Source organism: Aliiroseovarius sp. S1339 (genome assembly GCF_023195695.1).
Taxonomy (GTDB): Bacteria; Pseudomonadota; Alphaproteobacteria; order Rhodobacterales; family Rhodobacteraceae; genus Aliiroseovarius.
The window spans coordinates 177,024-201,678 of sequence record NZ_JALPQG010000002.1 but is presented as its reverse complement, the minus strand read 5'-3'; the positions used below and the strand labels follow the sequence as shown (position 1 = coordinate 201,678).

General features: G+C 56.6%; 21 protein-coding genes and 1 tRNA gene. 7 read left to right on the top strand and 15 right to left on the bottom strand.

The window, feature by feature from the left end; genetic code table 11:
* Window positions 1-3: 3 nt before the first annotated feature.
* The 5 genes from MUY35_RS04005 to MUY35_RS03985 form a co-directional block, all read right to left on the bottom strand.
* Complete coding sequence (locus tag MUY35_RS04005) at window positions 4-1,998, bottom strand: hypothetical protein (RefSeq protein WP_248364099.1); 1,995 nt, start codon at window positions 1,996-1,998, stop codon at window positions 4-6.
* Entirely contained in the window at window positions 1,998-2,948 is a 951-nt protein-coding gene (locus MUY35_RS04000) for a hypothetical protein (protein ID WP_248364098.1), read from the bottom strand. The genes MUY35_RS04005 and MUY35_RS04000 overlap by 1 nt, the downstream gene beginning before the upstream one ends.
* Entirely contained in the window at window positions 2,945-4,141 is a 1,197-nt protein-coding gene (locus MUY35_RS03995) for a DNA cytosine methyltransferase (RefSeq protein ID WP_248364097.1), read from the bottom strand. The genes MUY35_RS04000 and MUY35_RS03995 overlap by 4 nt, the downstream gene beginning before the upstream one ends.
* Window positions 4,142-4,279: 138 nt before the next feature.
* The gene (locus tag MUY35_RS03990; protein ID WP_248364096.1) at window positions 4,280-4,522 is read right to left on the bottom strand and encodes a hypothetical protein; all 243 of its coding nucleotides are present in this window, start codon (window positions 4,520-4,522) and stop codon (window positions 4,280-4,282) included.
* Window positions 4,512-4,955, bottom strand: coding sequence for a helix-turn-helix transcriptional regulator (locus MUY35_RS03985; protein ID WP_248364095.1), 444 nt, complete (start codon window positions 4,953-4,955; stop codon window positions 4,512-4,514). The genes MUY35_RS03990 and MUY35_RS03985 overlap by 11 nt, the downstream gene beginning before the upstream one ends.
* 611 nt (window positions 4,956-5,566) lie before the next feature.
* Between MUY35_RS03985 and MUY35_RS03980 the strand changes: the two genes are divergently transcribed.
* Complete coding sequence (locus MUY35_RS03980) at window positions 5,567-6,637, top strand: tyrosine-type recombinase/integrase (protein WP_248364094.1); 1,071 nt, start codon at window positions 5,567-5,569, stop codon at window positions 6,635-6,637.
* A 15-nt stretch (window positions 6,638-6,652) separates the two neighbouring features.
* Here the strand turns inward: MUY35_RS03980 and MUY35_RS03975 are convergent.
* Window positions 6,653-6,726, bottom strand: a tRNA-Cys gene (locus MUY35_RS03975).
* A gap of 194 nt (window positions 6,727-6,920) precedes the next feature.
* Here MUY35_RS03975 and MUY35_RS03970 point away from each other — a divergent pair.
* The 3 genes from MUY35_RS03970 (at window position 6,921) to MUY35_RS03960 (ending at window position 10,007) form a co-directional block, all read left to right on the top strand.
* Window positions 6,921-7,574, top strand: coding sequence for a protein-L-isoaspartate O-methyltransferase (locus MUY35_RS03970; protein WP_248364093.1), 654 nt, complete (start codon window positions 6,921-6,923; stop codon window positions 7,572-7,574).
* A gap of 60 nt (window positions 7,575-7,634) precedes the next feature.
* Complete coding sequence (locus MUY35_RS03965) at window positions 7,635-9,029, top strand: TolC family outer membrane protein (protein WP_248364092.1); 1,395 nt, start codon at window positions 7,635-7,637, stop codon at window positions 9,027-9,029.
* A 99-nt stretch (window positions 9,030-9,128) separates the two neighbouring features.
* Window positions 9,129-10,007, top strand: a complete 879-nt coding sequence (locus tag MUY35_RS03960; RefSeq protein WP_248364091.1) for a hypothetical protein — start codon at window positions 9,129-9,131, stop codon at window positions 10,005-10,007.
* A gap of 15 nt (window positions 10,008-10,022) precedes the next feature.
* Here MUY35_RS03960 and MUY35_RS03955 read toward each other — a convergent pair whose 3' ends face one another.
* Together MUY35_RS03955 and MUY35_RS03950 are read right to left on the bottom strand one after the other, a co-directional pair.
* Window positions 10,023-11,468, bottom strand: coding sequence for a cobyric acid synthase (locus tag MUY35_RS03955; protein ID WP_248364090.1), 1,446 nt, complete (start codon window positions 11,466-11,468; stop codon window positions 10,023-10,025).
* Window positions 11,469-11,591: 123 nt separating this feature from the next.
* Window positions 11,592-11,909, bottom strand: coding sequence for a DUF6280 family protein (locus tag MUY35_RS03950; protein WP_248364088.1), 318 nt, complete (start codon window positions 11,907-11,909; stop codon window positions 11,592-11,594).
* A 215-nt stretch (window positions 11,910-12,124) separates the two neighbouring features.
* Here MUY35_RS03950 and efp point away from each other — a divergent pair, with 215 nt between their 5' ends.
* Both efp and MUY35_RS03940 read left to right on the top strand, forming a co-directional pair.
* Window positions 12,125-12,688 carry an elongation factor P gene (gene efp, locus MUY35_RS03945; RefSeq protein WP_248364086.1) on the top strand — a complete coding sequence of 188 codons (564 nt, stop codon included), beginning with the start codon at window positions 12,125-12,127 and terminating at the stop codon, window positions 12,686-12,688.
* Window positions 12,689-12,751: 63 nt separating this feature from the next.
* Window positions 12,752-13,297, top strand: a complete 546-nt coding sequence (locus MUY35_RS03940) for an rRNA large subunit pseudouridine synthase E (protein ID WP_248364084.1) — start codon at window positions 12,752-12,754, stop codon at window positions 13,295-13,297.
* Between the two features lie 13 nt (window positions 13,298-13,310).
* Here MUY35_RS03940 and MUY35_RS03935 read toward each other — a convergent pair whose 3' ends face one another.
* The 4 genes from MUY35_RS03935 to MUY35_RS03920 form a co-directional block, all read right to left on the bottom strand.
* Window positions 13,311-14,054, bottom strand: a complete 744-nt coding sequence (locus tag MUY35_RS03935) for a folate-binding protein (RefSeq protein ID WP_248364082.1) — start codon at window positions 14,052-14,054, stop codon at window positions 13,311-13,313.
* A gap of 53 nt (window positions 14,055-14,107) precedes the next feature.
* Window positions 14,108-15,988, bottom strand: a complete 1,881-nt coding sequence (locus MUY35_RS03930) for an ABC transporter ATP-binding protein (RefSeq protein ID WP_248364080.1) — start codon at window positions 15,986-15,988, stop codon at window positions 14,108-14,110.
* Window positions 15,985-16,716: a tyrosine-protein phosphatase gene (locus MUY35_RS03925; protein WP_248364079.1), complete on the bottom strand. Its 732-nt coding sequence runs from the start codon at window positions 16,714-16,716 to the stop codon at window positions 15,985-15,987. The genes MUY35_RS03930 and MUY35_RS03925 overlap by 4 nt, the downstream gene beginning before the upstream one ends.
* Window positions 16,717-16,888: 172 nt before the next feature.
* The gene (locus MUY35_RS03920; RefSeq protein ID WP_248364077.1) at window positions 16,889-18,001 is read right to left on the bottom strand and encodes a pyridoxal phosphate-dependent aminotransferase; all 1,113 of its coding nucleotides are present in this window, start codon (window positions 17,999-18,001) and stop codon (window positions 16,889-16,891) included.
* 96 nt (window positions 18,002-18,097) lie between these two features.
* Here MUY35_RS03920 and MUY35_RS03915 point away from each other — a divergent pair, with 96 nt between their 5' ends.
* The gene (locus tag MUY35_RS03915; protein ID WP_248364076.1) at window positions 18,098-18,274 is read left to right on the top strand and encodes a Tat pathway signal protein; all 177 of its coding nucleotides are present in this window, start codon (window positions 18,098-18,100) and stop codon (window positions 18,272-18,274) included.
* A gap of 64 nt (window positions 18,275-18,338) precedes the next feature.
* On the opposite strand, the gene MUY35_RS03910 is transcribed toward MUY35_RS03915, so the two are convergent.
* From MUY35_RS03910 to MUY35_RS03900, 3 genes are all read right to left on the bottom strand, one after another.
* Window positions 18,339-21,482 carry a valine--tRNA ligase gene (locus MUY35_RS03910; RefSeq protein WP_248364075.1) on the bottom strand — a complete coding sequence of 1,048 codons (3,144 nt, stop codon included), beginning with the start codon at window positions 21,480-21,482 and terminating at the stop codon, window positions 18,339-18,341.
* A 127-nt stretch (window positions 21,483-21,609) separates the two neighbouring features.
* Window positions 21,610-23,748, bottom strand: a complete 2,139-nt coding sequence (locus MUY35_RS03905; protein WP_248364074.1) for an autotransporter domain-containing protein — start codon at window positions 23,746-23,748, stop codon at window positions 21,610-21,612.
* A gap of 430 nt (window positions 23,749-24,178) precedes the next feature.
* Window positions 24,179-24,610 carry an Lrp/AsnC family transcriptional regulator gene (locus tag MUY35_RS03900; protein WP_248364073.1) on the bottom strand — a complete coding sequence of 144 codons (432 nt, stop codon included), beginning with the start codon at window positions 24,608-24,610 and terminating at the stop codon, window positions 24,179-24,181.
* Window positions 24,611-24,655: the final 45 nt, after the last annotated feature.

Here is a 24,655-nt window from a genome sequence, read left to right as displayed (position 1 = left end):
GTGTTAAAATAACTCTTCTTGCTGCGCTTGCTGGTTTTGAGCGAGCGGAACATCATAACCTGCTTTGTAAATCCAGTCAGCAACTTCGCGAATACGCGCGTAGTATGGTTCCTTGGTTCGGACGTAAGGAAGTCCCAAAGTCGGGCAGAATATGGGGTGAAAGTAGAACTTCGTTCGCTGCCCAGCACCTGAATTCTTTGTTGTATGTCGAAGCATAAGCATGTTGGCATAATCTGCTAGTTGCTCAAGGAAGCCTCTTACTGCAGGAAGGTTGTCAAGTTCTTCGTTCATAACGGAAAAACCATTTGCCCCTGGATAACTTAGTTTTTCGTCCGACAAAATTTTGTGGCGAAGGAGATCGCCCACATTCTTTACGAATCTCGCTCTTTCAGCACTGCGACCCGATTGTTGAAAGATCATATCGTACCAAGCATTGCTCGCTCTATGAATCGCTGTAGATTGGACCCCTACGCTAATCGTGGGTAGAGAAGAGCGTGAAATCTCGGGTCTGTCATTTCTTTGTAGCCAGGTACTCCAAATGAACTGGTTGATGCCGAGGAAAACCAAGATACTTCCACCCGAAAGTTCCAGAATTTCCTTCGCACCACCCCATATTGATTTTTGTCTACTCTGGGATGCAACTAACACTGCTAGTACATTTGCTCGCTCTTTTCTCCACCAACGATTAGAGTTCCGCATCCAAGGTAGTTGTTCGTCGCGAACATCCAAATTTTCCCGATCGCCTTTCTGCCTAATCCAAAACTCACCAAGTTTTGCGGAATACAAGTCTTTCTTGGCTAGGCGGATCAACGCTTCTTTAGTCTCCTTCGACCAATTAGAATCGATTTTGACATATTTTTCAGGTTCTCGAAGACCCATCTCTTGGTTAACTTTTTGCATAGGTGTGAGGTTTGAGCCGTATACTTGCTCTAATAGATCCTCGTCTTGATCGTCTGAGAAAGTGAACTGTGCATAGCGGAGTCGTCGTGCAAACACGTCTTTTGCAAAGTCGTCGAAGACATTGTTTGCTCGCGCGCTGTCATCTTCATCTTTCTTCAAGATTTGATCGAGATCGATGTATTTGTAGTCCCTCATGAACTCCAGATTGCCGCTAGTTCCGTGAATGCGACCGTGACTTCGCCAAGAATAGCCTCTTGTGCCAATCCGATAGGATAGTTCTGGATTTCGTGACGCAAGTGCTTTGTTGATTACAGCACGATAATCCACGGTTTTGCCGGGTGTATCGCGTGAAGAAATATTTCCCAGTTCTTCGTATTGATCGATATCGACAAAGACATTTGTGTCGGTGTCCAGGGCTCCACTTGAATGGAGGAGCTCGGCCAGCGCAATTTGTGGGGCGCCGATCGGAGTCGCCGTGTCGAACATTTCACTGGAAAGCTCCAAATCTTTCCCGTGAACGAACCGGCGATATAGTTTGGCGCGACGCTGTAGCTGAAGCCTCAATTCATTGATTGAAGCGCAATCAGCTATCCAGCCTTCCCAGACAGATAAACAGGCGATTTGAGATGCAAGCTGATCCATCCTATCTTGGTCGAAGTTCAATCCAACTTCTTCCCTGATGGCCTTTGAAGCACCAAGATATACTTCGATGCTCTCTAAGAGGCTGTCGCAAATAAGGTAGTTTAGGAAATCAGCGAATAGGAGTTCCGTTTTTTGAACGTCTTTGTCGATGGCGTCACGATAGCCGAAATCGATAACGCTGCTATGAGCTAAGTTGACGGAACCGCATACAAACTTCCGCATCGATTCAGATACAGGGAATTCCCTGTTGGCCTGTTCGTATTCGATCCTTGTTTGCGGTTTTAGCAGCTTGAGCAACATGCTTTTCCCGCACCCTTGAATCCCGGTAACAACGATGTTTCCGGGCATGAACAGGGGTTCTGTGTGCGTCACAAGCATAGGGCTAAAGATGGTGACGAATTCATTTGAGCTGATCCGATCACCCACATAGAGTTCAAAGAATGGATTTGCTTTCATTATTGTCTATTCACTCTTGGGAACAGCGGCGTCCAAGTGTCCGATTCAAAATGGAAAATTGGCAGCGAGTTGTTGGGGCAGTTGGAATACATTACCACCTTAGCACCTGTTTGTTTGAACCCGAACATTTGTTTCTCTGACGGCATTCCTACCTTGTCTTTGAGACCGCAAAGAAATTTTTCAGCTTTAGTCGCTTGATTGGCCTTGATATTCTCATAGGCGTGAAACGCTGACGATGGCAGCAAAAGCGCAGGGTCGTATGTCACGTTGTCTAGTTTGCTAACCGTGTCGATCAGAGCTTCATCACCTTTTGGGCAGACGATAAGGGGGCACAACAGTATCCGGGTTTCCGGAAGCGCATGGGCAGCAAACTTAACTACACCCTTTGCCTGTGTTCCGGAGCCGACAAAGTCTTCCAAAAGTACGAGATCTCGGATTTTTTTGTCCTCAACGTAAGTCTGTATCTTTTTGACATCTCCAAACTGCCGGAGGGATCGCCAGTCTGGGCGTTTATCCAAGCTTTTGAGGCCGTTTACCTTTAAGAAGGAGTTGATACGCAAGCTATCCGATATGGGGCAAATCCAAGCCTTGTTGACCCTGTTCACGATGCTTTTCTCCAAGTCGTTCGAGAATACATCCACATCTTCCACTTCGAGCATCCAGCGGAAAATATTCCCGTGAAACACTGTGCGGTAGAGAGCTTCGAATTCACGACGGCCGACAAAGAAAACCTTCAGGAGAAGGGCAAGCAAGTGCTGTTGATCCTCTTCGGAATCAACATTGTTCAACCAGTCTAGGAGGCGCTGGCGAAACGGGTGAAATTGTGAAGGTTCGTAGTCATTGAGAACTTTCTTGCTCAGAAAGTCGATCATGGACACGGATTCTGGAGGCAAGGGGCTATCTTCAACCGGAAAGTCCCAGGAGGGGGGGATCTGAGTCAATTTGGTCACGCTAACAACTCCCTACAGGCTTCAGCGATTTGTATCGACATCGGTGGGGGAACGGCATTTCCGATTAACCTGTATGCTTCTTTCTCTTGCTCAGGAAAAACAAATTCATCAGGAAACCCTTGCAGCCTAGCAGCTTCTCTAACGGTAAGGCCTCGATTTTCTGTTGGGTGAAGAAAGAGCTGAACATCTCCAAATCTAGTGTCCACGGTTGGCGAAACATCTTCAGGATCCAACCTCCGATACTTGCCATTAAAGGTGTCCTTCAGATCATACAGGTCATCTGACGAACGCATGAAGCCTCGCTGAATCAAAGAGGTCAACTGGTCCTGTGAAACTTGAGGTATCTCCATTTTGATTTCAGATAGCGAAACAGGATCCGCATCGCCGAAATCTCTCTTCCTATTTCGTCTTCTGAGTGCTCGAATTGTTGTGAGAATTTGTTTCTCAAAACTTGAAGTTTGCCCAAACCACTCAGGAATATCCCAAGTTGGGATACTTGCGTCACCACCACGGACGTTGCAAAGTTTTTGACCTGCACCGATGCGCTTCGCGATAACTGCGTGTTTACTATTTGGTTTCGGAAATTTCGGGTTGTGGGCCTGAAGAGAACTGAAAATGCCACGAAACGCCTTCGCTACAGTTGGCATTTCAGTCTTATGAGGAATCGGACCTCGGAAAGGAGCATTTCCGAAGCGCGCCAGTATTACGGTGCGTTTTCTTCTTTGTGCCACGCCAAAGTCGGCGGCTGAGTAGACTTGTACCGAGCACCAATATCCTCCTTTGACGAGTATCTCTTGTGCTTGCGTTAGGTATTCTTGATTTCGCTTATTAGTCAAAGCAGCAACATTTTCGATGACTGCCAGTCTGGCCTTGCTTTTCACTACCAGCCTGCAAGTGGCCAATAGCAAAGAATTCCTGGGATCGTTTTCCGTGTAGCCACCCCCGGTGGAGAAGCCTTGGCAGGGCGGGCCAGCCACTATTACGTCAACAGGTGCCTCAAGGCTCCAAGACTCGTCTATAACCTGTTGTTTTGCCTTGCCGAAGTGATTGAGATTATAGCATGAGACCGCGTGTTCATCATTGTCGAATGCAGCTTGCACATTGAAACCAGCATGTGCGAAGCCATAGTCTAATCCTCCGCAGCCAGAGAACAGGCTAACCACCCGACCGATGCTGTTGTTCGTGTCAAACATCAGCGGTACTCACCTGAAACGATTGCTGCGGCAGTCGCTCGTTGAAGGCTGGAATGGCACGAATATGACTACGGCCTAGCAGCGTGACAAACCGCGCCATTCGCCAAAAATTTTGCTTGGTATATCGCAACTGAAGTCTCAAATTTTACGTGCGAAATCAAAACGCTTTTTGTCTATGCTCATCGCCATCGCGCCGATCGCAAATACCGGTACTAGAAGCGTTGAAGTTTCCAGCCATGGGGTGAGTTCGAAGAGAAAGCTTGCCCCAAATCCAGAAAGACCTAGTAAGCAGCCAGCAACCAAGAATTGCTTTACCCGTTTTTTGTCGTGGCGACGAAATTCACGTAGTTCGTTGGCAGTTTTGTTTGCTTCACTTTGCATCGTTAACCTCCACTAGTTTTAATAGTTCAAGAACATTCTCTTTGGTCATCTGATCCTGCTTGAAGGCGCTTGCCATTATCAGTGCCAGTAAGTCTGGTATTTTGTTGCGGGGGACATCGACGCCTGTTTCATCAATCTGGTCAATCAAGAGCGCCAAAGACTGCCGAGCCGTTTCTTCCGGCGGAGAGTAAAGCATGTGTCCGCGGCCCGAAACTAACCAATCACAGTTTAAGGTGTGTACGTTTGCCAAGTTGGCCATCGTTTGTGCTGAAGCCTCTCGGATACCCAATTCATAGTTTTGGTAGGAGCGCCAGACCACACCGATACTGGCGGCTAACTCCTTCTGCGACAGCCCCAAATGCTGGCGGAATTCGGCAAGTCGTTCGCCAATTTCCGCGCGTAGAGTTGATTCATGATCATTTTTTCGTATCATGTCGTTAAATGTTCGTATATAGCGTTAACCTGTCGGTATAATGCCCAAAAATGAAGTACCTTGCAACGTGGCGTGGAAAAAGGGTGTAACAAATGTCTAGTACCAAGAAGCAATTGGAATCCGATGTTCTACCAGATGTCTTAGCCAGAGGGCGGACTGTAGAGGCTTGGTGTGAAGCTCTTCGAGAGCAGCATGGTGTCAGAGTCGGAGTTAGAACGCTAAAACAGCGTGCACGTGAGCATGGAGATTTCATCATGTGTGGGAAGCGGATGCTGCTTCTCCCGGAACATGTCGACGCGTTGCTTCGTTCGTAGGAGGGAGTGCGAACATGGAGGGCATTCAGCTGATTTCCACTCAAGAACTTGCCTCTTCATTTGGATATGAAGAGCCATCAACCGCATTTTATGAGTTTTGCCGGCGCGTGGGTATCCTGCCAGTTCCTGGCCGAAGAGGCTGGTACGACCCCAAATTGGTTAGAGCTAAGCTTGATTTGGCACAGGGACTGAGCGCAGTGGGAGTTGGCCTGTCAGGCGATTGTGACTTGGTTGAGCTAAGGAGGGCGCGAATTGCCGCGAGGTAGTCTCCCTAAAGGAGTTCACCGTGTAAAGAGGGTGACAAAAGACGGCACGCGCTATCATTTTTACGCTTGGCGTGGTGGACCGAAATACTGGACATCAACGGAGCGGTTCCCGCGTGAGCCAGAATTTCTCATCGCATTTTCTGAAGCCATTAAAACACGCCATTCAAGTCAATACATGACGCATCAGATGGTTGATGAGTTTCTGAATAGTACCGCTATGCCCCCGGGGCGGCGCACACAAGACGAATATAAAATGTGGGCACTTAGATTTGCCGAGGAATTCGCGGCCGACCCAGCGGCGATGTGGGAGAACCCGAAGTCGAGGGGGGAAATGAACGAATGGCGAGCCAAATGGAAAGACTCTCCAAAGCAGCATGACTACGCAGGGACTATTGCGGTACGCATTCTCAATTGGGCACGGGGTGAAGGGAAGATCGCAGCACACTACTGTGACCGATTACATCGTATCTATACTGTAGATCGGTCTGAGATCGTCTGGACCGATGCGGACCAGCGGGTTTTCAAGGAAGTTGCCCCGCCTTGGGTACAGCGTGTGATGACACTCGCCTGCGAAACAGGGCTGCGGCCTGCAGATCTTGTGCGCTTGACGCGAGGAAGCCTTGAAAGCTTCGATGGTGTTGAACGCTTTCGAGTGCGGACTCAGAAACGAGGGCGTGTAGCGCATGTCCCGGTGACGCAAGAGCTTCGACAATTGATCGATGAAACACCGGCAGACCAGCATACTTTGTTGGCCAATGACCGAAACAACCCACTAAACTCCACGTCTGCAAGTCGAGCCATCAAACGATACCGGGATGTCGTCTCTGACAAGCTGAGTGATCCGACGCTGAGGCTTCAAGATATGCGCGGAACTGCGGCCACGCGGCTGCTACGTGCAGGCCTTGGCCTCAACCAGATCGCAAACCACATGGGCTGGGAGCTGCGTTACGCCGCCGCTGTGATCGAGCATTACGCTGCCGTTTCGCCTGCTGAAAGCGCGGAAGTCCTCGACTTACTGGAGCGCGAAAAACAGCGCCGCGAGGGCAAAACTGTAAACGCTATTGTAAACGCCCCAGATGGGGCAAAGAGAGGAGAGAGCTAAGTGCTTGAAAATAAATGGAGGCGAGTACCGGAATCGAACCGGTGTACACGGATTTGCAATCCGCTGCGTAACCACTCCGCCAACTCGCCATCCGTGGTTTCGGGATTCTCTATCGCCAATCGCAGGGGCTTGTCCAGCCCGGAACGGTGGGGGGTGGTAAATCTATGAGGACGAAAAACGGCGGACGGATGCGACACCTTCCGCCGAACCTGCCGTGCGGGATTGCCGCGTCTGGCTATCTATGGCAAGAGAAGCAAGACGTCTCTGAATAGATAGGCTAGACATGACCGATTTTGCCATGCGCCGCACGATGATGGTGGACACACAGGTCCGCCCTTCGGATGTGACCAAGTTCCCGATAATTGATGCACTGCTCTCTGTCCCGCGCGAAGACTATGTGCCTGATGCGAAACGCGAAGCGGCTTATATGGGCGAAAATATCGCGCTTGATGGTGGCCGGGTTGTGCTTGAGCCGCGCACCTTGGCCAAGATGTTGGACGCGGTGGATATTCAGCGCGACGAAATGGTGCTCGATCTGGGATGTGGGCTTGGATACAGCTCGGCTGTGATTGCGCGCATTGCGGATTTTGTGGTTGCCGTCGAAGAAGACCAGGCTATGGCGGCGGATGCGCAAGCCAACCTGTCAGAACATGGCGCGGACAACGTGGCCGTCATCGCGGGGCCGTTGGTTGAAGGAAACGCCAAGAACGGGCCGTATGATGTGGTGCTGGTTCAAGGCGCCGTTGAGGTTGTGCCGCCCGCGATCACCGATCAATTGAAAGATGGCGGCCGTATTTGCTGCATCTTTGCCGAAGGCATGCTGGGCACTGTGAAGGTGGGCTATAAGATCGACGGAAACGTTGTTTGGCGCCACAGCTTCAGCGCCGGTGCACCTTTGATCGACGGGTTTCAGAAACCCCGGGAATTCGTTCTGTAATTCTGCGCAGAATTGGCCCGTACCGGGCCATACCACATGTGATTTCAGTGAGGTGGCGAAATGGTCAGACGTTTTAGAAAGAATTATATCGGCGCTGTGCTGGCCATCGGGGTGTCTTTCGCTTCGGCACCGTTGGCGCTGGCTGAAACGCTTTCTGACGCGATGGCGTCGGCGTATAAACACAGCGGCTTGCTTGAGCAAAACCAAGCGCTTCTGCGGGCGGCGGACGAAGATGTTGCAATCGCACAAGCTGCTTTGCGCCCGACCCTAAGCTATGCCATCCAACACGGCTGGACGGATCCGAATGCCAGCATCTCTGGCAATTCTGCCTGGGGCACGTCGGCCCAGCTGACTGCCGAGTTCCTGATCTTCAATTTCGGACGGGGCAAGGCTGCGGTTGCGGCCCAGAAAGAAGTTGTACTGGCGACGCGCGACAGCCTGACCAGTGTCGAGCAGCAAATCCTGCTGCGCGCCGTGAAAGCTTATGTCGATGTCCGATCCGCGGTCGAGAACGCGCAATTGCAGTCCAACTCGGTTCGGGTGCTGACGCAAGAACTGCGGGCCGCAAATGATCGGTTTGAAGTTGGCGAAGTGACCCAAACGGATGTGGCCTTGGCACAAGCCCGTCTGGCAGCAGCCCGCGCAAGCGAGGCGTCAGCCCGCGGCGATCTTGCCATCGCGCGCGAGGAATACCGAGCAGCAACCGGCGATTTGCCAGGGTCGTTGTCAGTGCCGCCTGCGCTGCCGATGACGGCCAAGACATTGGATGCCGCTAAGGGGATCGCGCGCCAACGTCACCCCGACATTCTTGCCGCACAGCACAATGTGGCCGCGTCTGATCTGTTAACCGAGATATCGATGGCGGCGATGAAACCGGCGCTGGTCGGCAATGCGCAAACCAAATGGCAGGACGCGGGGGGGCAGGATTTCTTCTCCAACTCCGTCGGCGTGGCGCTTCAGGGCACGATCTATTCGGGTGGCAAACTGTCGGCTGAATACCGCAAAGCCATTGCTAAGGCTGAAGCCGCGCGTGCTGGATTGCATCAAGCGCGTCTGGCGGTAGATCAAGGCGTTGCCAATGCCTGGGCACAGCTTGCCATCGCAGCCGCGTCGCTGGAAGCGACTGAGCGGCAGATCCGCGCAAGCCGCGTGGCCCTGCGCGGCGCACGTGAAGAGGCGACACTGGGCTCGCGCACCACATTGGACGTTCTGAATGCCGAACAGGAGCTTTTGAACGCCGAAGCCAGCCGAATTACAGCGCAATCAAATCAGTATCTTGCAGCCTATTCGCTGTTGTCGTCGATGGGTCTGCTGACCGCCGAGCATCTGAAGCTGGGCGTGGTGACCTATGATCCCGAAGCATATTTCAATACCGTGAAATCCGCCCCGGTGCACCGCGTTAGCCCGCAAGGGAAGCGTCTGGACAGCCTGTTGGAAGCGCTTGGCAAAAATTGAAACAGTTCGTTCAGTTGTGCGAACGCGCTGCATTGGGTAATGTTCTCGCAATGAAGGCCGGATAGACCGGTCCAAGGAACAATTTGCAGGTGTTATTGCATGTCTGACCCGGTTTCAAATGCCGAGATTGAAGATGTTCTGTCGTCGATTCGCCGACTGATCTCTGAAAGCAAGGCGACAGAAGGGCGTGAAGCTTCGACAAAAACGGAAAAACTGGTCCTGACGCCAGCCTTTCGAGTTCATGACGACAGCAGCCCCAAACCTTCCGGCACCGTGCGGCGTGACGATGATCAGGTGGCAAAGCCTGCCGCCCGTGAAGCGGCGTCACAGGATGCGGCGCGCGGTGATGCCAAACCCGAGGCAGCGTCCAAGGGTGCTGATGATCACGCGGTCCCGGTCTTCTCGCACCGCGGTTATGGCGCAGGGCCGGTCGAGGATGCAGAAGAACTGCCGTCCCGCGAGCAGGCTGCGCGACGGGATGACCCAACTCTGACAGGACGGGTCGCAGAATTCGAAGATGCCGTGAACCTGAAAACCGATCTTTGGGAGCCGGATGGGGGTGAAGATACAACCCAGTCGGATGTGTTGATGTTCCACGCAGCACGGCTGCGGACCGAAGACGAAGATGGCATTGTTGGGGAAAGCGAAGCAGGCGGTTGGTCGGAAAGTGGCGATGCGCCTGAAGCCCCGTTTGTCGCCGTGAAAGACCCGGCGGATGCTGAACCTCAGCCGCCGGTTGGGACGCGCCAAACCCAGTCAGCAACCGCACCAAGTCGAGCACCTGAAGCACCCGCGCAGGACGTCGAGATAGTTGGCGATGACACCGACATCATCGACGAAGAGGTTGTTCACGCGATGGTCGCCCGACTTGTGCGCGAAGAGCTGCAAGGCGAGGTGGGTGAGAAGATCACCCAATCCATCCGCCGCTTTGTTCGGCGCGAAATCGAACGCTCCTTGACCCTGAAAGGGTTGGAGTAAGCGGACGGACCGCCGTCATTCGGCCAAGCCTAGCAGGCGATCCAAGTCCAGATGAGTCTCGATGTGCTGGGCCAAAGCGTCCAGCGTGTCGTCCACACCTGCCTCGTACCCAGCCGCGCTCGCGCGTGCGCCCAGATTTTCCAGATAGGTCTTTCTGAACCCGTCGGCTGAGAACAACCCGTGCAGATAACACCCCAGAACGCGCCCGTCCGCGCTGGCGGCCCCTTCTGGTCGGCGATCCACCGACAGCCATGCGCGTGCTGTGTCGGGGCCCGTGCTTCGGCCCAGATGGATTTCATAGCCTGAAACTTGTTCGCCCGATGCGATATGTTTGGCCCGCGATATCGCAAGCGTTTTATTAGGTTCAAGATGGGTGGTGATATCCAGATACCCCAGCCCCAAGACCTGACCCGGCTGTCCCTCGATCCCGTCTTGGTCAATGATCTTTTGGCCCAGCATCTGGTAGCCGCCGCAAATCCCCAGCACATGCCCGCCGCGTCGGATATGGGCTGCAAGGTCTATGTCCCAACCTTGCGCGCGGAAATGCGCAAGATCAGCGATGGTTGATTTTGAGCCGGGAATAAGCACCAAATTGGCGTCGCCGGGCAGGGGGCGACCGGGTTCAATGATCTCAACCGTCACATCAGGTTCGCTCACCAATGGGTCGAGATCGTCAAAATTTGCAATTCGGCTCAAACGTGGCACGGCGATTTTGAAGGCGCCACCGGCGCGGGTCGCGATATCCATGACATCCTCGGCAGGCAGCCGCCATGCATCGGCAAACCACGGTAGCGCGCCTAAGTCGTGCCAGCCAGTGCGTTTGGCAATCTCGGCAGCGCCTTCGGCGAACAAGGAGGTGTCTCCGCGAAACTTGTTTACCAAGAAGGCTTTGATCCGGTTTCGATCCGTCGGCGACAGCACGACATGGGTGCCGACTAATTGGGCGATGACACCGCCACGGTCAATGTCACCGGCCAACACGACGGGCACGTTCGCGGCCTCGGCAAAGCCCATGTTCGCGATATCGCCTGTGCGCAGGTTGGTTTCGGCGGGGCTGCCGGCCCCTTCGACGATCACCAGATCACGGCCTTGACCCAACCGGTGGAAGCTTTCCAGAACCCGCGGCAGCAGATCGCCCTTTGCCGTGCCGAAATCGCCAGCTTTCATGGTCGTAAAGCGTTGCCCTTGAACGATCACCTGCGCGCCGGTGTCAGTCTCGGGTTTCAACAGCACAGGGTTCATATCGGCTATTGGATCCAGCCCACAGGCGCGCGCCTGAAGCGCTTGTGCACGCCCGATCTCGCCCCCATCTGCTGTCACGGCGGCGTTGTTGGACATGTTTTGGGGTTTGAAAGGTGCAACATTCAAACCCCGTGCGACGCAGGCACGCGCGATCCCTGCCACAAGCAGGGACTTTCCCACATTCGAGCCCGCGCCCTGTATCATGATCGCTTTGGTCATAGGGGGTGAATAGGGGCTTTTCGCAAGCCCGCCCAGCCCCGAACCGACTCAAAGCCCCCCACAAACGAAAATCGCGCCCGTTAAGGGGCGCGGCTTTCGAAAAAACTAGGCAGCTTGGTGCGCTTACGCGGCTTCGGCCTGTGCGGCGTTGCGACGTTCGCTTTCCTCGCGGCTTAGCGCCACCGAGGTGCGGACACCTTTTGACACGAACTCCATCAGGCCCTTCACGACACGTTCGTTCGGGTCGATGCCTGCGCAGCTCAGCACTTCGCGGCCGTCGCGCGAACGCGCCCAGCGGGCAATCTGATCGGGGCCATTGCCGTATTTTTTGTCATCAGCGATCGCGTCATCCAACGCAGCCAGCACCACGGCCGCAAAAAGCTTGCGCGCGCGATTGCCCTGTTCGTTGTTGAAAGCAGTACTGTCTACGGAGTCCAGCATGGTCGTCCCTTATTGTTCTTGCTCTTGCGTTCGTCGGAGTAGCAGACAATATGGCTTTTTCTGCGTGATTCGGTATCCCCGCAGCCACATGCCTGCTATGCGTCTGATGCATATCTATGGCTCCAGACATGCGAATTCCGTCGCCTTGCCAGAACCAGACCGTCAAGATATAGGTGCAGGCCAACAGAGTTCAACCTTTTGCGAAGGTTTAAGACATGCCCAAAATCAACGGTAACGAAATCCGCCCCGGCAACGTGCTGGAGCATAATGGTGGCCTGTGGGCTGCGGTAAAGGTTGACCACGTCAAACCCGGCAAAGGCGGCGCGTTCGCTCAGGTCGAAATGCGCAACCTGCGCAATGGCTCAAAGCTGAATGAACGCTTCCGGTCGGCGGACAAGGTCGAACGCGTGCGTCTCGAGCAGAAAGACCAGCAGTTCTTGTACGAAGACGACGGGATGCTGATTTTCATGGACACCGAAACCTATGAGCAGATTCAACTGCCCGCTGACCTTCTGGGGGACCGCCGTCCGTTCCTACAAGATGGTATGACCATCGTGGTTGAATTCTACGACAGCGAGGCGCTGAACGCGACGCTGCCGCAGAAAGTGACCTGCACGATTGAAGAAACCGAGCCGGTGGTCAAAGGCCAGACTGCTGCCAACAGCTTCAAACCCGCACTTCTGGACAATGGCGTGCGCATTTCGGTGCCGCCCTTTGTCGGTCAGGGCGAGGCGATCATCGTGAACACCGAATCCATGGAATATTCCGAGCGCGCCTGACGCAGCATCGGTAAGATGAACAGGGCAGGGCGGTCGCTCTGCCCTTTTTTATGGGAACACAGCTTGACCACGATCCTGTTCAATAAGCCTTACAACGTGCTGTCACAGTTTACCGACAAGGGCAGCCAGGGGTCGCCGCGTCAGACCCTGTCAGATTTTATTGATGCGCCCGGCGTTTATGCGGCAGGCCGCCTTGATCGCGACAGCGAGGGGCTGTTGGTGCTGACGGATGACGGCAAGCTGCAAGCGCGGATTGCCGATCCACGCCACAAGCTGGCCAAGACCTATTGGGTGCAGGTCGAGGGGGTGCCGGATGACGCCGCCCTGCAAGCGCTGCGGGGTGGCGTCACGCTGAAAGACGGTATGACGCGTCCGGCCACGGTGCGGCGCATGGATGAACCCGACGCGTTATGGCAGCGTGATCCGCCTGTGCGGTTTCGAAAGTCTGTGCCAGATTGCTGGATTGAACTGACGATCCGTGAAGGTAAAAACCGACAAGTGCGCAGAATGACCGCGGCGGTGGGGCACCCGACACTGCGGTTGATCCGATATGCGGTTGGGGATTGGTCCTTGGATGGGTTGACCACAGGCCAGTGGCGACAGGTCTAGCATACGCGCCGTTTTACCCGACCCACGAGACGCTGGCGTCGCCCGCCTGCATATCAGTCCCGGCGCGGTCAAAGCGCAGATAGGCAATGGCTTGGTCACCGGATTGGGTGAACAGCGTGCCAACGGGTTTGCCGTGCGACGTGATGGGGGTGCCCACCGGGGCTGCGCCGCTGATCTGGACCACACTCAGCCCCTTCTTCAGCTCTGTCTTGTGCTTCATGCGGGCTGTGACCTCTTGCCCGACATAGCACCCTTTGCGAAAATCGACCCCGTTCAACCGATCTAAGCCAGCTTCCAGCAGATAGGTATCCGGCGTCAGCTCAACACCCGTTTCGGGGATGCAATGGCCGACGCGGATGGCGTCCCAGTCGACTTCTTCCTGCCCGGCGCGTCCGTCATAGGCGCGCCAACCCACGGCGTCATGTCGTGGGTCTGCAAAAGCGCCTTGCGGAGCATCGCCCAGACCACGGGCAGGTACAATGTCGGTGGGTGTGATCTGCACATCTGCGCGCAGTTTATACATGGTCAGGCGTTGGGTCAGCGACGGGGCAAGTTCAGTTGCGACGTCCAACAAGATCGCGCCTCCGTCCGGCGCCAGAAAGAAATCCGCCAGATACTTCCCCTGCGGCGTCAGAATGGCGGCATAGACGATCCCGTCCGCCAGCTTGTTCACGTCGTTTGTCACGAGGCCCTGAAGAAAGCTTTCGCGGTCTGCGCCGGTGATGCGCAAAACTGTGCGCGTGATGTCTGTGGTCATGATATTCTCCTGTCGCCGCACCAATATAGGGTGGCGTGATCAGAGCGAAAGGGTCAACCGCGCTTGCGCCCCAGAAGACCCCCGGTAAACAGACGGCGCACCGACCAGCGGGAGGGTTCTGCGTGTTCGACCTGAGACACGTGACGCTTGCGGCGTCTGCCTTTCGGGGCAGCTTTTGCGGCCTTACCGTCATCCTGAAACTGCAGTTTGTATAGCTGGGCATAGATGCCGCCACCGGCCAACAGCTCTTCATGGGTGCCCTGATCAACCACTTTGCCTTGATCCATCACGACGATCTTGTCCGCGTCGCGCACTGTTGCCAATCGGTGCGCGATGACCAGTGTGGTGCGGTCTTTTGACAGCTCGTCCAAAGCCTGCTGCACCAGTTTTTCGGACTTCGCATCCAACGCGGATGTGGCTTCGTCCAACAAAAGAAACGGCGCGTCGCGAAGAACCGCGCGGGCAATCGCGATACGCTGGCGCTGCCCACCCGACAGGTTCGACCCGCGCGGCCCAGCGGCGGTATCCAACCCTTTTTCCAGCTGCGGCAGGAAGTCGGAAACATGCGCCACATCCAAAGCGTGTTTTAGCTTCTTTTCGGTGATATCCGAGCGGCCCATCAAGATGTTGTCGCGCAGGGTTTCGTCGAACAACAGCGCCTCTTGACTGACAACCGAAAACAGGCCGCGCAGTTGATCCAATGGCAACTTTGTTACGTCCGCCCCACCGATCGTGACCTTGCCGGTCTTTGCATCTGCCAGACGGGTCAGCAGGTTGAACACGGTGCTCTTGCCCGCACCTGACGCGCCAACCAATGCGGTGGTCTTGCCGGCCTCGGCCGTGAAGCTGGCACCGCGCAATACGGGGGTGTCGCCGTAGGAAAAGGCGACGTCCTTCAGCTCGATCTTCGCTTTACGGGCCGGGCCGGACAGTGCCGCCGGTTTGGGCGGCGACAGGATCGAGGGGCGTTCGTCGAAAACACTTCTGATCCGCTCAAGGCTGGCCAGCGCGGCTTGCCACGCGCCGGACACTTTGCCAAGGTTTCGCAACGGATCAAAGACCAGCGCCATCGCCGTGAAAAAGCTCATAAATTCGCCAACGGTCTTGGCACCCGAATTGATTTGAATGCCGCCATAAACCAGCACGCCGAAGAAACCGAGCGCCGCGATGATGTCGACCATCGCGACGATGCCGCCCTGGTTGGCTTGGCTTTGCAAGTGGGTGCGGGCGAACGTGTCGATCTCGCGGTCCACGCGGCCTTGTTCGTGGCGTTCAGTGCCCGACAGTTTGATCGAGTTGATGCCGTGAAAAATCTCGTCCAACCGCGTCGAGATTTGGGCGGCAGAGGATCGGCTGTCAGTCGTTGTGCGACGCACCCGTTTTTGCAGGATGCTCATCGGAATGGTCAGGATCGGGGCGGCGGCAACTGCAACAACGACCCACAGCCAGTCAATCGACAGTGCCACACCCAGCAGCGCCAGAAGCGACACAACATCGCGTGCGACGGCGGCCAGAACGACCTCCCATATCGTGGCGATGGCTTGCGCGTCACCGCGCACGCGTTCGATCAACGTGCCGGGTGAATTGTCGCGAAAAAAGTTGCTGTCCAGTGCCAGCATATGGGCAATCATGTTCGATTGCAGTTTGGCCGCCACCCGTTGGCCGACATGCACCATCAAAACGCGGTGACCAAAAGCGGCGATGGCGCGCACAACAAAGATGCCTGCCACCGTCAGCGCAACGCCAATGATCGACGACGTGCTGCCCGACGAAAAGGCCACATCGAACATCGGCTTGATCATGTAGCTTAGGCCCCCCAGCGCGAGCCCTTCCAGCAGCATCAGGAACACTGCCGCAATCAGCGGCCAGCGATAAGCACGCATATAGCTTCGCCACATCCAGCGGATCATGTCAGGGTGCTTTGTCGCGCTCATCCTTTACTCCGCTTAGCTAGGAACGAGGCGGTTACGGCCTCGGGATCGTAATGGTTTGCCAGCCAGTCCCGAACAGGTATCGGGTCCGCTTCGATATGGGCGGCGTAGGTATCCAAAAGATGATCCAGAATGCCCGCCTTTGACCAGCGCTGATGCGCATATTTCAGCGAAAGTTGCGCGCGTGCCGCGTCGATGCTCGCCCCTTTTTGGTCCAACAAATACAGGGCCGCCGCAATGCCGGTGCGGTCTGCCCCTGATTTGCAGTGGATGAGCATCGGCTTTTCGACGCTGTCCATCAGGTCAAGCAATTGAAGGTACTCGTCAGGGCTGCCGAGCACGCGGGCGAAAAGTTCGTAGTCATAAAGCGTCATGTCATAATCGGCACAGGCCTCTTTTTCGAACAGGTAATAGGAAAACCTGTCTGGCCCCCGCAGATTGATCACGCTTTTGATGCCGATCTTGGCAAGCGCGGGAAAGTGAACGGGATCGGGTTGGTTCGACCGCCATGCGTCATCCGACAGCTTGTATCGGTTGGGCAGGATGCGACGCAGAAACGCATGGTCCACGATGTTGTTGTGACGACGCGCGGCCCGTCGTCCCTCGGGCGTCGAAATGTCGGTGCCAAACGAGCTTTTCCAGCTGCGCTCCCACTGTTTGATCCGGGCGTAGACCTTGGAAAACATTGTGTCTCCGGGTGGATGGCCCAGCGAATTTGCGGGCGGGTTCATGGCGGTGTAGCCTGTCCCGCAAGTCCAGACAAGCACGGCCCGGTCGGCGGTCAATCAGCGAAGCGTCATGCGGATGATTAGATTGCGGCGGTCAATCCAGTCAGTGTTGCGCCGTGGGATGGCTGCAAGGGGCAGGCGTTCCTGTCGCATTCGCGCGGGAGATTGCCAAGGCTTAACCGCGTGCTTTCTCAAGTGCGATGGGCATTGCGGCTGCGAAGGCGTCCAGTTCCTGAGGTCGACCCGCTGACACACGGATGCAGCGGTTTTGCGGGGCGGCGAAGGGCATGCGCACGAAGATGTCCTGATCGGTCAGCGCGTCCAGCACGGCTTTGGCAAAGGCGCCGTCGCGACCACAATCCACGGCCACGAAATTGGTGGCAGAGGGCAGGGTGGTCAAGCCGTTTTCGCGTGCGATCTGGTCTATCCGGGTTCTGGCGGCAGCCACATTGGCGATGGTTTGCGACAGGTGATCCTGATCGCGAAGCGCCGCCAGCGCCCCTGCTTGGCTGATCCGACACATGCCGAAATGATTGCGGATTTTGTGAAACGCGGTGATCAGGTCTTTTGCGCCAATCGCGTACCCGACCCGCGCCCCAGCCATTCCGTAAGCCTTTGAAAAGGTGCGCATACGGATGACGCGGTGGTCATCGGGGGCAAGGCGCGGGGCCGTGCCGTCCGGGGCAAACTCGACATAGGCTTCGTCAAGGATCAACAGACAGCCCTGCGGCACACTGTCGATCATGCGCTGGATGGTATCAGCGTTGTGCCATGTGCCCATCGGGTTGTCGGGATTGGCGAGATAAACAAGCTTCGCGCCCGTTTCGGTCGCCTTGGCGATCAACGCGTCGGGGTCTTCATGGTCGTCCTTGTAAGGCACGGTCTCGATCCGCCCACCAAAGCCCGCAACGTGATAATTGAAGGTCGGGTATGCGCCTTGCGACGTCACAACCACATCGCCCGGACCCACCAGCAGCCGCGCAAGATAGCCCAGCAGCCCGTCAATGCCTTCACCGACCATGATGTTGTCAGCGTCGATCTGATGATGCACGGCCAGTGCGGTGCGCAACTCGAAGTTCTCCGGGTCGCCATACATCCACACATCCTTGGCGGCACCTGCCATCGCGGCGATGGCGTGGGGCGAGGGGCCGAACGTGTTTTCATTGGCACCCAGACGCGCGGCGAAGGCACGGCCACGAGCACGTTCCTGCGTTTCGGGCCCCACAAACGGGACGGTCGCGGGAAGGCTTTCGGCAAGCGGGGTCAGGCGGGCATAGGTCTTGGTCATAGGGGTGTTAGAGCAGGGCAGATCGCAGGCGACAAGGTTGAAAATCGAGCGGCAACACCCAAATAAGACGAGTTCTTAACGAGTGGAGGGCGCGCTATGCCCAAAATGAACCGCCGACTTTTTCTGGCCAGTGCGGCCGCGGCTGGGGCGACCCGTGGGTTGCCACAGATCGCCAGCAAGGCCGTTAGTTCTCCGCCGATGCGCCGCGTTCTGACGCTTGTCTATGACAAGTCGCTTGGGATGATGCGCGCCGTGGAACGGCTGGTGCCGTAAGCCCCCAAAACTAATCAGGCCGGACATGTTGCCCGGCCTGATGTTCATTTTCTTGCGATTGGCCTTAACCGATTTCCTGAAGACGGGCGAGCGCGGTCAGCAGCGTCGCTTCTTCCTCTTCTCGGGCGGCCAGATTGGCGCGGGCCTCGGCCACAACCTCTGCCGGAGCACTTGCTGCGAATTTCGGGTTGTTCAACCGTCCACGCAATCCGCCCAATTCCTTGCCAAGCTTGCCGAGTGACTTTTCAAGGCGCGCAATTTCTTCACCGACGTCGATAATGTCGGCCAAGGGCAGGGCGAAGATGCCGCCCGCCACCGCGATGGTGATGCAACCCTTGGGCAGGTCCGCCATCTCGGTCATGCTGTCAATCCGCGCCATGCGTTTGATCATCACCTCGTTGCCCGCCCATGCGGTGCGGCCTGCGTCATCCAGCTCTTGCAGGATCAAAGGCACTTTCAGACCTGCGGGCACATGCATCTGCGCGCGCGCCGAGCGAATGTTTTCGATCAGCGAGATCACCCAGTTCATCTCGCGCGCGGCGTCGTCATCGGCCAGTTCTTCACCATAGGTCGGCCAGTCGGCATGGATCAGCATCGTGTCGCGGGCAGCAATCTGCCCCCACAGCTCTTCGGTGATGAAGGGCATGATCGGGTGCAACATGATCAAGCATTGGTCGATCACCCACGCCATGGTCGCACGGGTCTCAGCCAGCACAGCCTCGTCTTCCGAATTCAACAGAGGCTTCGAGAACTCCACATACCAGTCGCAGACCTTACCCCAGACATAGGCATAAAGCCCGTTGGCGGCGTCGTTGAAACGATAGGCGGTCAGCGCCTCGTCAACTTCAACGCGGACCCGCGCAGTTTCCGAGATGATCCAGCGGTTCACGGTCTGGGTCGGGCTTTTGGGATCGAAACCGCTGACCGGTTTGCAGTCGTTCATTTCGGCAAAGCGGGCGGCATTCCACAGCTTGGTGCCGAAATTGCGATAGCCCGCGATGCGTTCGCGCGACAGCTTCAACACGCCGCCCAGTGAGGCCATGGACGAGTTGGTGAACCTGAGCGCGTCCGCGCCGTATTCGTCAATGATTTCCAGCGGGTCGATCACGTTGCCGGTGGTCTTGGACATCTTCTTGCCCTTCTCGTCACGGACAAGACCGTGCAGATAGACCGTGTGGAACGGGTTCTTGCCCGTCACCGCTTGGCTCATCATCATCATCCGGGCGACCCAGAAGAACAGGATGTCCTGACCGGTGATCAGCACGTCACCGGGGAAGAAGCGATTGAGTTCGTCGGTGTCCTGAGGCCAGCCCAGCGTGCCGAAGGGCCAGAGGCCGGAGGAGAACCACGTGTCGAGAACGTCGGGGTCGCGCCACACGGGATAGACCAGCTTGGTTGGGTCCTGCGTGGTCTCATAGGCGGCAAGGCTTTCGGCCAGTGCATGAATTGCGGCTCCACGGTCCGCCACTTCGATCACCCGCGCATGGCTCAGGGGCGTGGGCAGGGTGACAAGCACTTCATCGAATTTCGGCGTCACCGCGTCGAAGTCATGGGCACAGTGGCTATGTTCATGGCCGGGCAGCATGTCTTGTTGCAGCAGCAGACGGCCCATTTCCACCAGATCAAGCGCGTTGTTGCCTTCGTCGTCCGTGAAGCCTTCACCCGACAGGTCAAGGCCATACCAAACAGGCACCTGATGCCCCCACCACAGCTGGCGCGAGATGCACCACGGTTCGATGTTTTCCAGCCAATGAAAGAAGACCTTCTCGCCGCTTTCCGGCATGATCTTCACGTCGCCATTGCGCACAGCGTCCAGCGCGGGGCCGGCGATTTTCTCGGCATCCACGAACCACTGGTCGGTCAGCATCGGCTCAATGACCACTTTCGAGCGGTCGCCGAAGGGCTGCATGATTGGTTTGCTCTCGACGTAGGGCACGGTTTCGGTAATCTCGACCTCATTGCCGTCCTCGTCCTTTTCAGTCCGCGTGACGTCATGCATCACAGCCAGACCCTCGGCGGTGATCTGGTCAACCACCAGCTTGCGAGCGTCAAACCGGTCCAGCCCGCGGAACTCATCCGGGACAAGGTTCATTGCGGCGATTTTCGCCTCGTCGAAGTCTTCATCACCATTGGCAATGCGCTGGGCAACCTCGGCCTCATCCGCATAGCGCTGACCATCCGCGCGCATGTGCCCGCGCGTGTCCATTAGCGAATACATCGGGATATTGCCGCGCTTGGCGACCTGATAGTCGTTGAAGTCATGCGCGCCGGTGATTTTCACTGCACCTGAGCCGAAATTCATATCCGGGTATTCGTCGGTGATGATCGGGATCAGGCGGCGATGTTCTTTCGGGCCGACCGGGATTTCACACAGCTTACCCACGATGGGCGCATAGCGTTCATCATCGGGGTGCACAGCCACGGCGCCATCCCCCAGCATGGTTTCCGGGCGGGTCGTGGCAATCGAGATATAGTCACGCTCTTCCTCAAGCGTGATTTTTCCGTCTTCGTCCTTTTCGACGTAAGTATAGGTCGCACCACCCGCCAACGGGTATTTGAAGTGCCACATATGGCCCGGCGTCTCGATATTCTCGACCTCAAGGTCTGAAATCGCGGTCTCAAAATGCGGGTCCCAGTTGACCAGACGCTTGCCGCGATAGATCAAGCCTTTGTCATACATATCCACAAACACCTTCAGAACGGCGTCATGGAAGTCGGCCGAGTTTTCGTGCCCCGTGCGCGGATCACCCGGTGCGCCAGCCATGGTGAACGCGTTGCGCGACCAGTCACAGGTGGAGCCCAAACGCTTCAACTGGTTGATGATGGTCGAGCCGGAATTGCCCTTCCATTCCCAGACCTTCTCAAGAAATGCCTCGCGGCCAAGTTCGCGACGGCCCGGCTGTTGGGTTTCCGCCAGCATCTTTTCGACTTGAAGTTGGGTGGCGATGCCCGCGTGGTCCTGACCGGGTTGCCACAGCGTGTCGAACCCCCGCATCCGGTGCCAGCGGATCAGAATGTCCTGCAAGGTGTTGTTGAACGCATGGCCCACATGCAGCGCGCCCGTGACGTTGGGCGGCGGGATCATGATTGCGAAGCTGTCGGCGCCCGGTTTGGCGTTTGCGCCCGCTTTGAAAGCGCCCGCGTCTTCCCAGGTTTGATAGATGCGCGCCTCGGCAGATGCCGCGTCGAATGTCTTGTCCATGGCCATGGTTGTCGTCCCAAGTCGTCTGAGTTCAAGACCGTTTACCCAAGACGGGCGCAAAGGGGAAGCCCGGTCCCAAAAGACAACGCCCGAGCGCTGGGCCCGGGCGTCTGATCATAGGCTTGTGTGAGGATCAGAAATCCATCTGGTATCCGATTGACGCCGTCAGCGACGGCTTCTCAGCATAGGCTGTTTGCTGCAGGCCCACGCCCAAATCATAGCTGCGCCCGTTGCCAAGGCTGTGGGTATACCGCGCCTCGGCAAAGAGCCGTTCCTCATGCTCCAGCGTTGGGGCCGCGATAGCGAAGCTGGTCATCCCCGGAATGGCGCTTGTGCCCGTGACCGCGTCGGTCGAGCGGGACAGATCCCATTCCACCCCAGCCGTCAGCCGCACGACGCCCGCATCCGAAACCGGCAGGCGCACATCGGTGCCCAGCGTGGCAAGCGTCGCGTTGACTTCGTAGTCGTTATAGGTGACCGGGAAGGCGACGGACCCGGTTTCAGAATAGCCATCACGCTGCACGGACGAACGGGCGACGCGCATGAAAGGCGTGATCAGAGCCGAACCGCGACGCATCGCATACCCCATCTCGACCGAGGCGGCGCGCGCGCTCATGTCGGTGGTCCCGGTGCCGCGCTCGGTGTTCGCCAAAGCTGTCGAGCGTGTGATCTCCACCTGTGCCGAGGTTTGCGCAGCGGCGACTTTCCAGTTCAAGCCTTCGGTGCTGGGATGGCCGCCTTGCAGATAAGCGCCGAAGGTTTGGAAGGTGCCATCAATGCCGAAGCCCGCCAGATCACCGTCGTCCTTGCCAAGACCCAGATGGCCGCCAAACGACATGTTGTCGTTCAACGCCATGGCTGCAGTCAGACCAGCGACGGCAGTGTTGTTGCCATCCGGGTTGTTTGCTGCACCCGCTGCGATCCGCAAAGAGTAGGGGCGCCCGATGCCGGCTTTGCTGCGATCACCGTCCGCGCCGCCAACCGGCAGTTCAAGTGATTGGCCAAGCGTGAATTGCACGATTTTGTCCAAGTAAAGTGCACCTGCCGCCTGCTCGGCGGCGTTGTTGGCCACTTGGGTCAGGGTGTTTATGTGATCCAGCATCGTGCCGCCGGGCTGCACGGCGTCACGCCAGATGAAGCCTCGGATATTGCCCGCGTCGTTGGAGGCGTTGCCCACAACAATCGACCCGTCTGCGCTGATGCCACTTGCGAAAGACGTTCCATCGTTGTTGGTTGTGAAATCACCTAGATCGGTCGCGACGCCTGCGCCGTCCCAACGAATGGCGCGATAGCCCGGTGTCGTGCTATAGCGGGCTGCCCCCGCGACATAAGATCCATCCTCGCTCGCGGCATTCGCCAGAGAGAACGTCACGTTCGCCTCGTCGGTTGAGTTCAGTTGCACCATGGCAGTGCCAGCGCTCCAACGAAACGCGCGTTGGCCCGTTGCGGCTGGCGCCACCGATTGCCCAACCACAACAAGGCCGTCGCCACTGACACCATTTGCTTCGCTGGAGCCTGCCGCCCCACCGATTGTGCCCAGATCGCTGATCGCGCCGCCAACGACAGCGCGGAAGGCGTGGTTTGCGGTGCCGTTATCGGCGCGGCCCACGACAATTGCACCATCATTGCTGATGTCATTGCCAAGCGTTGCGCCACCTGGGATCAAGCCAGTCAAAGTGACAATTGTGTTGGTTGCGTGCGTCCAGACGAATGCCCGGTCATATGCCGCAGGTGCGGTCGGTCCGACTGGTGGGGGGGACACTCCGTCACCGAACAATGTACCAACGATCCGCGTTCCGTCACCGCTGACGTCTTCGGCCCGGCTATAGATAGTGGGGCCTGTCGGAATTGCGACGGCTCCGGTAGCTTGCGTCCAATAGGTTGCGATTGGCCCCATGCTGTTGAATTGGTAGCCTGCAATAACCGACCCATCGAATGACGCGCCCAGTGCAGCGCTTGGATTGGCAGAGCCAAGCGGCACAAGGTTTGTTAATGTGCCACCCGCGAATGAAAACGCAATTCTACCCGCCGCGGCATCAGTCGCTGCCCCAACCACGACGGAGCCGTCACCGGAAATGCCAAGTGCGTCCGATTGGGTGAAAAACGCGCTGTCGTCAAATGTCGGTATCACCTCCATGGTCGGCATCGCGGTTTGCGCCTGGCTGGTGTTCGCGACGATTGTCAGCCCTAAGATCGCGGCAATTGGCAAGGCTTTCACAGTAAACGATAGCGTTGAGCTTTCAGGTGCCCGATCCTTGAGTGTTTTTTTCATTTGCCCCTCGCAACAGAAAAATCGCCTATCGAACTTTGTCTTTGCCTGTTTCGGCCAGTTCTCTAAAGTCGCGCTAGGCGTTTCGGTATTTCCCCAAATGTTAACAAAGACGCCCGATGCTGGCGCAATTGATTTAAAATAGTCCCAAAAAAACCGACCGTAGTCGTAATAAAACAACTAGGCGAAGCGTTGCGCGATGACAATACAGTTACGCCTCGACGCGCAAGTCTTTCACCCAAAGGTAGAATTTCATGAGTTTGTATTTGCGCTCCGACTTCCTGCGGTTGGCACAATGTTTGGTTAGTGCAATTGCTTGATGGCGTTGGCAGCCAAAAATTGATGTGATCAGGGTGCCCTGAGCAAGCACAGCATCCACCCATTCAGACCATCAACCAGCCCAGTGCGGGAACTCCGTAAGAACGGCGGTGTGCTATCCTAATCGGTTAATCCGCGTCGACAGGTGGATCAGGCTTTCCGAGCTTTTAACACCGTCGATTTCGCCAATCGCATCAAGCGTTTGATCCAGCTCTGTTGTCGATGCCGCCGCGAGTTGCAGGATCATGTCGAAACGACCGGAAGCTGTGTGCGCTGTTTCGACTGCCGCCAGGGTTTTCAATCGCGCCAGAACCGCCGGCGTCGAACGCGGCTCAATCGCGATCAATACCGTGGCGCGGATGCGGTCGCCGCGCGCAGCATCGCCAAGCCGTAAGGCATATCCGGCGATGATCCCCTTCTCCTCCAACCGCTCGATACGGGCTTGAACGGTGGATCGTGCAAGCCCCAATCGGCGGGCCAGCGTCGCCACGGGCAGGCGCGCATTCCCTTCAAGCTGGGCAAGCAATTCGCGGTCTTTTTCATCCATTTGGTCGGAATCCTCGATATTTCGCCGGAACTTACACGACATATT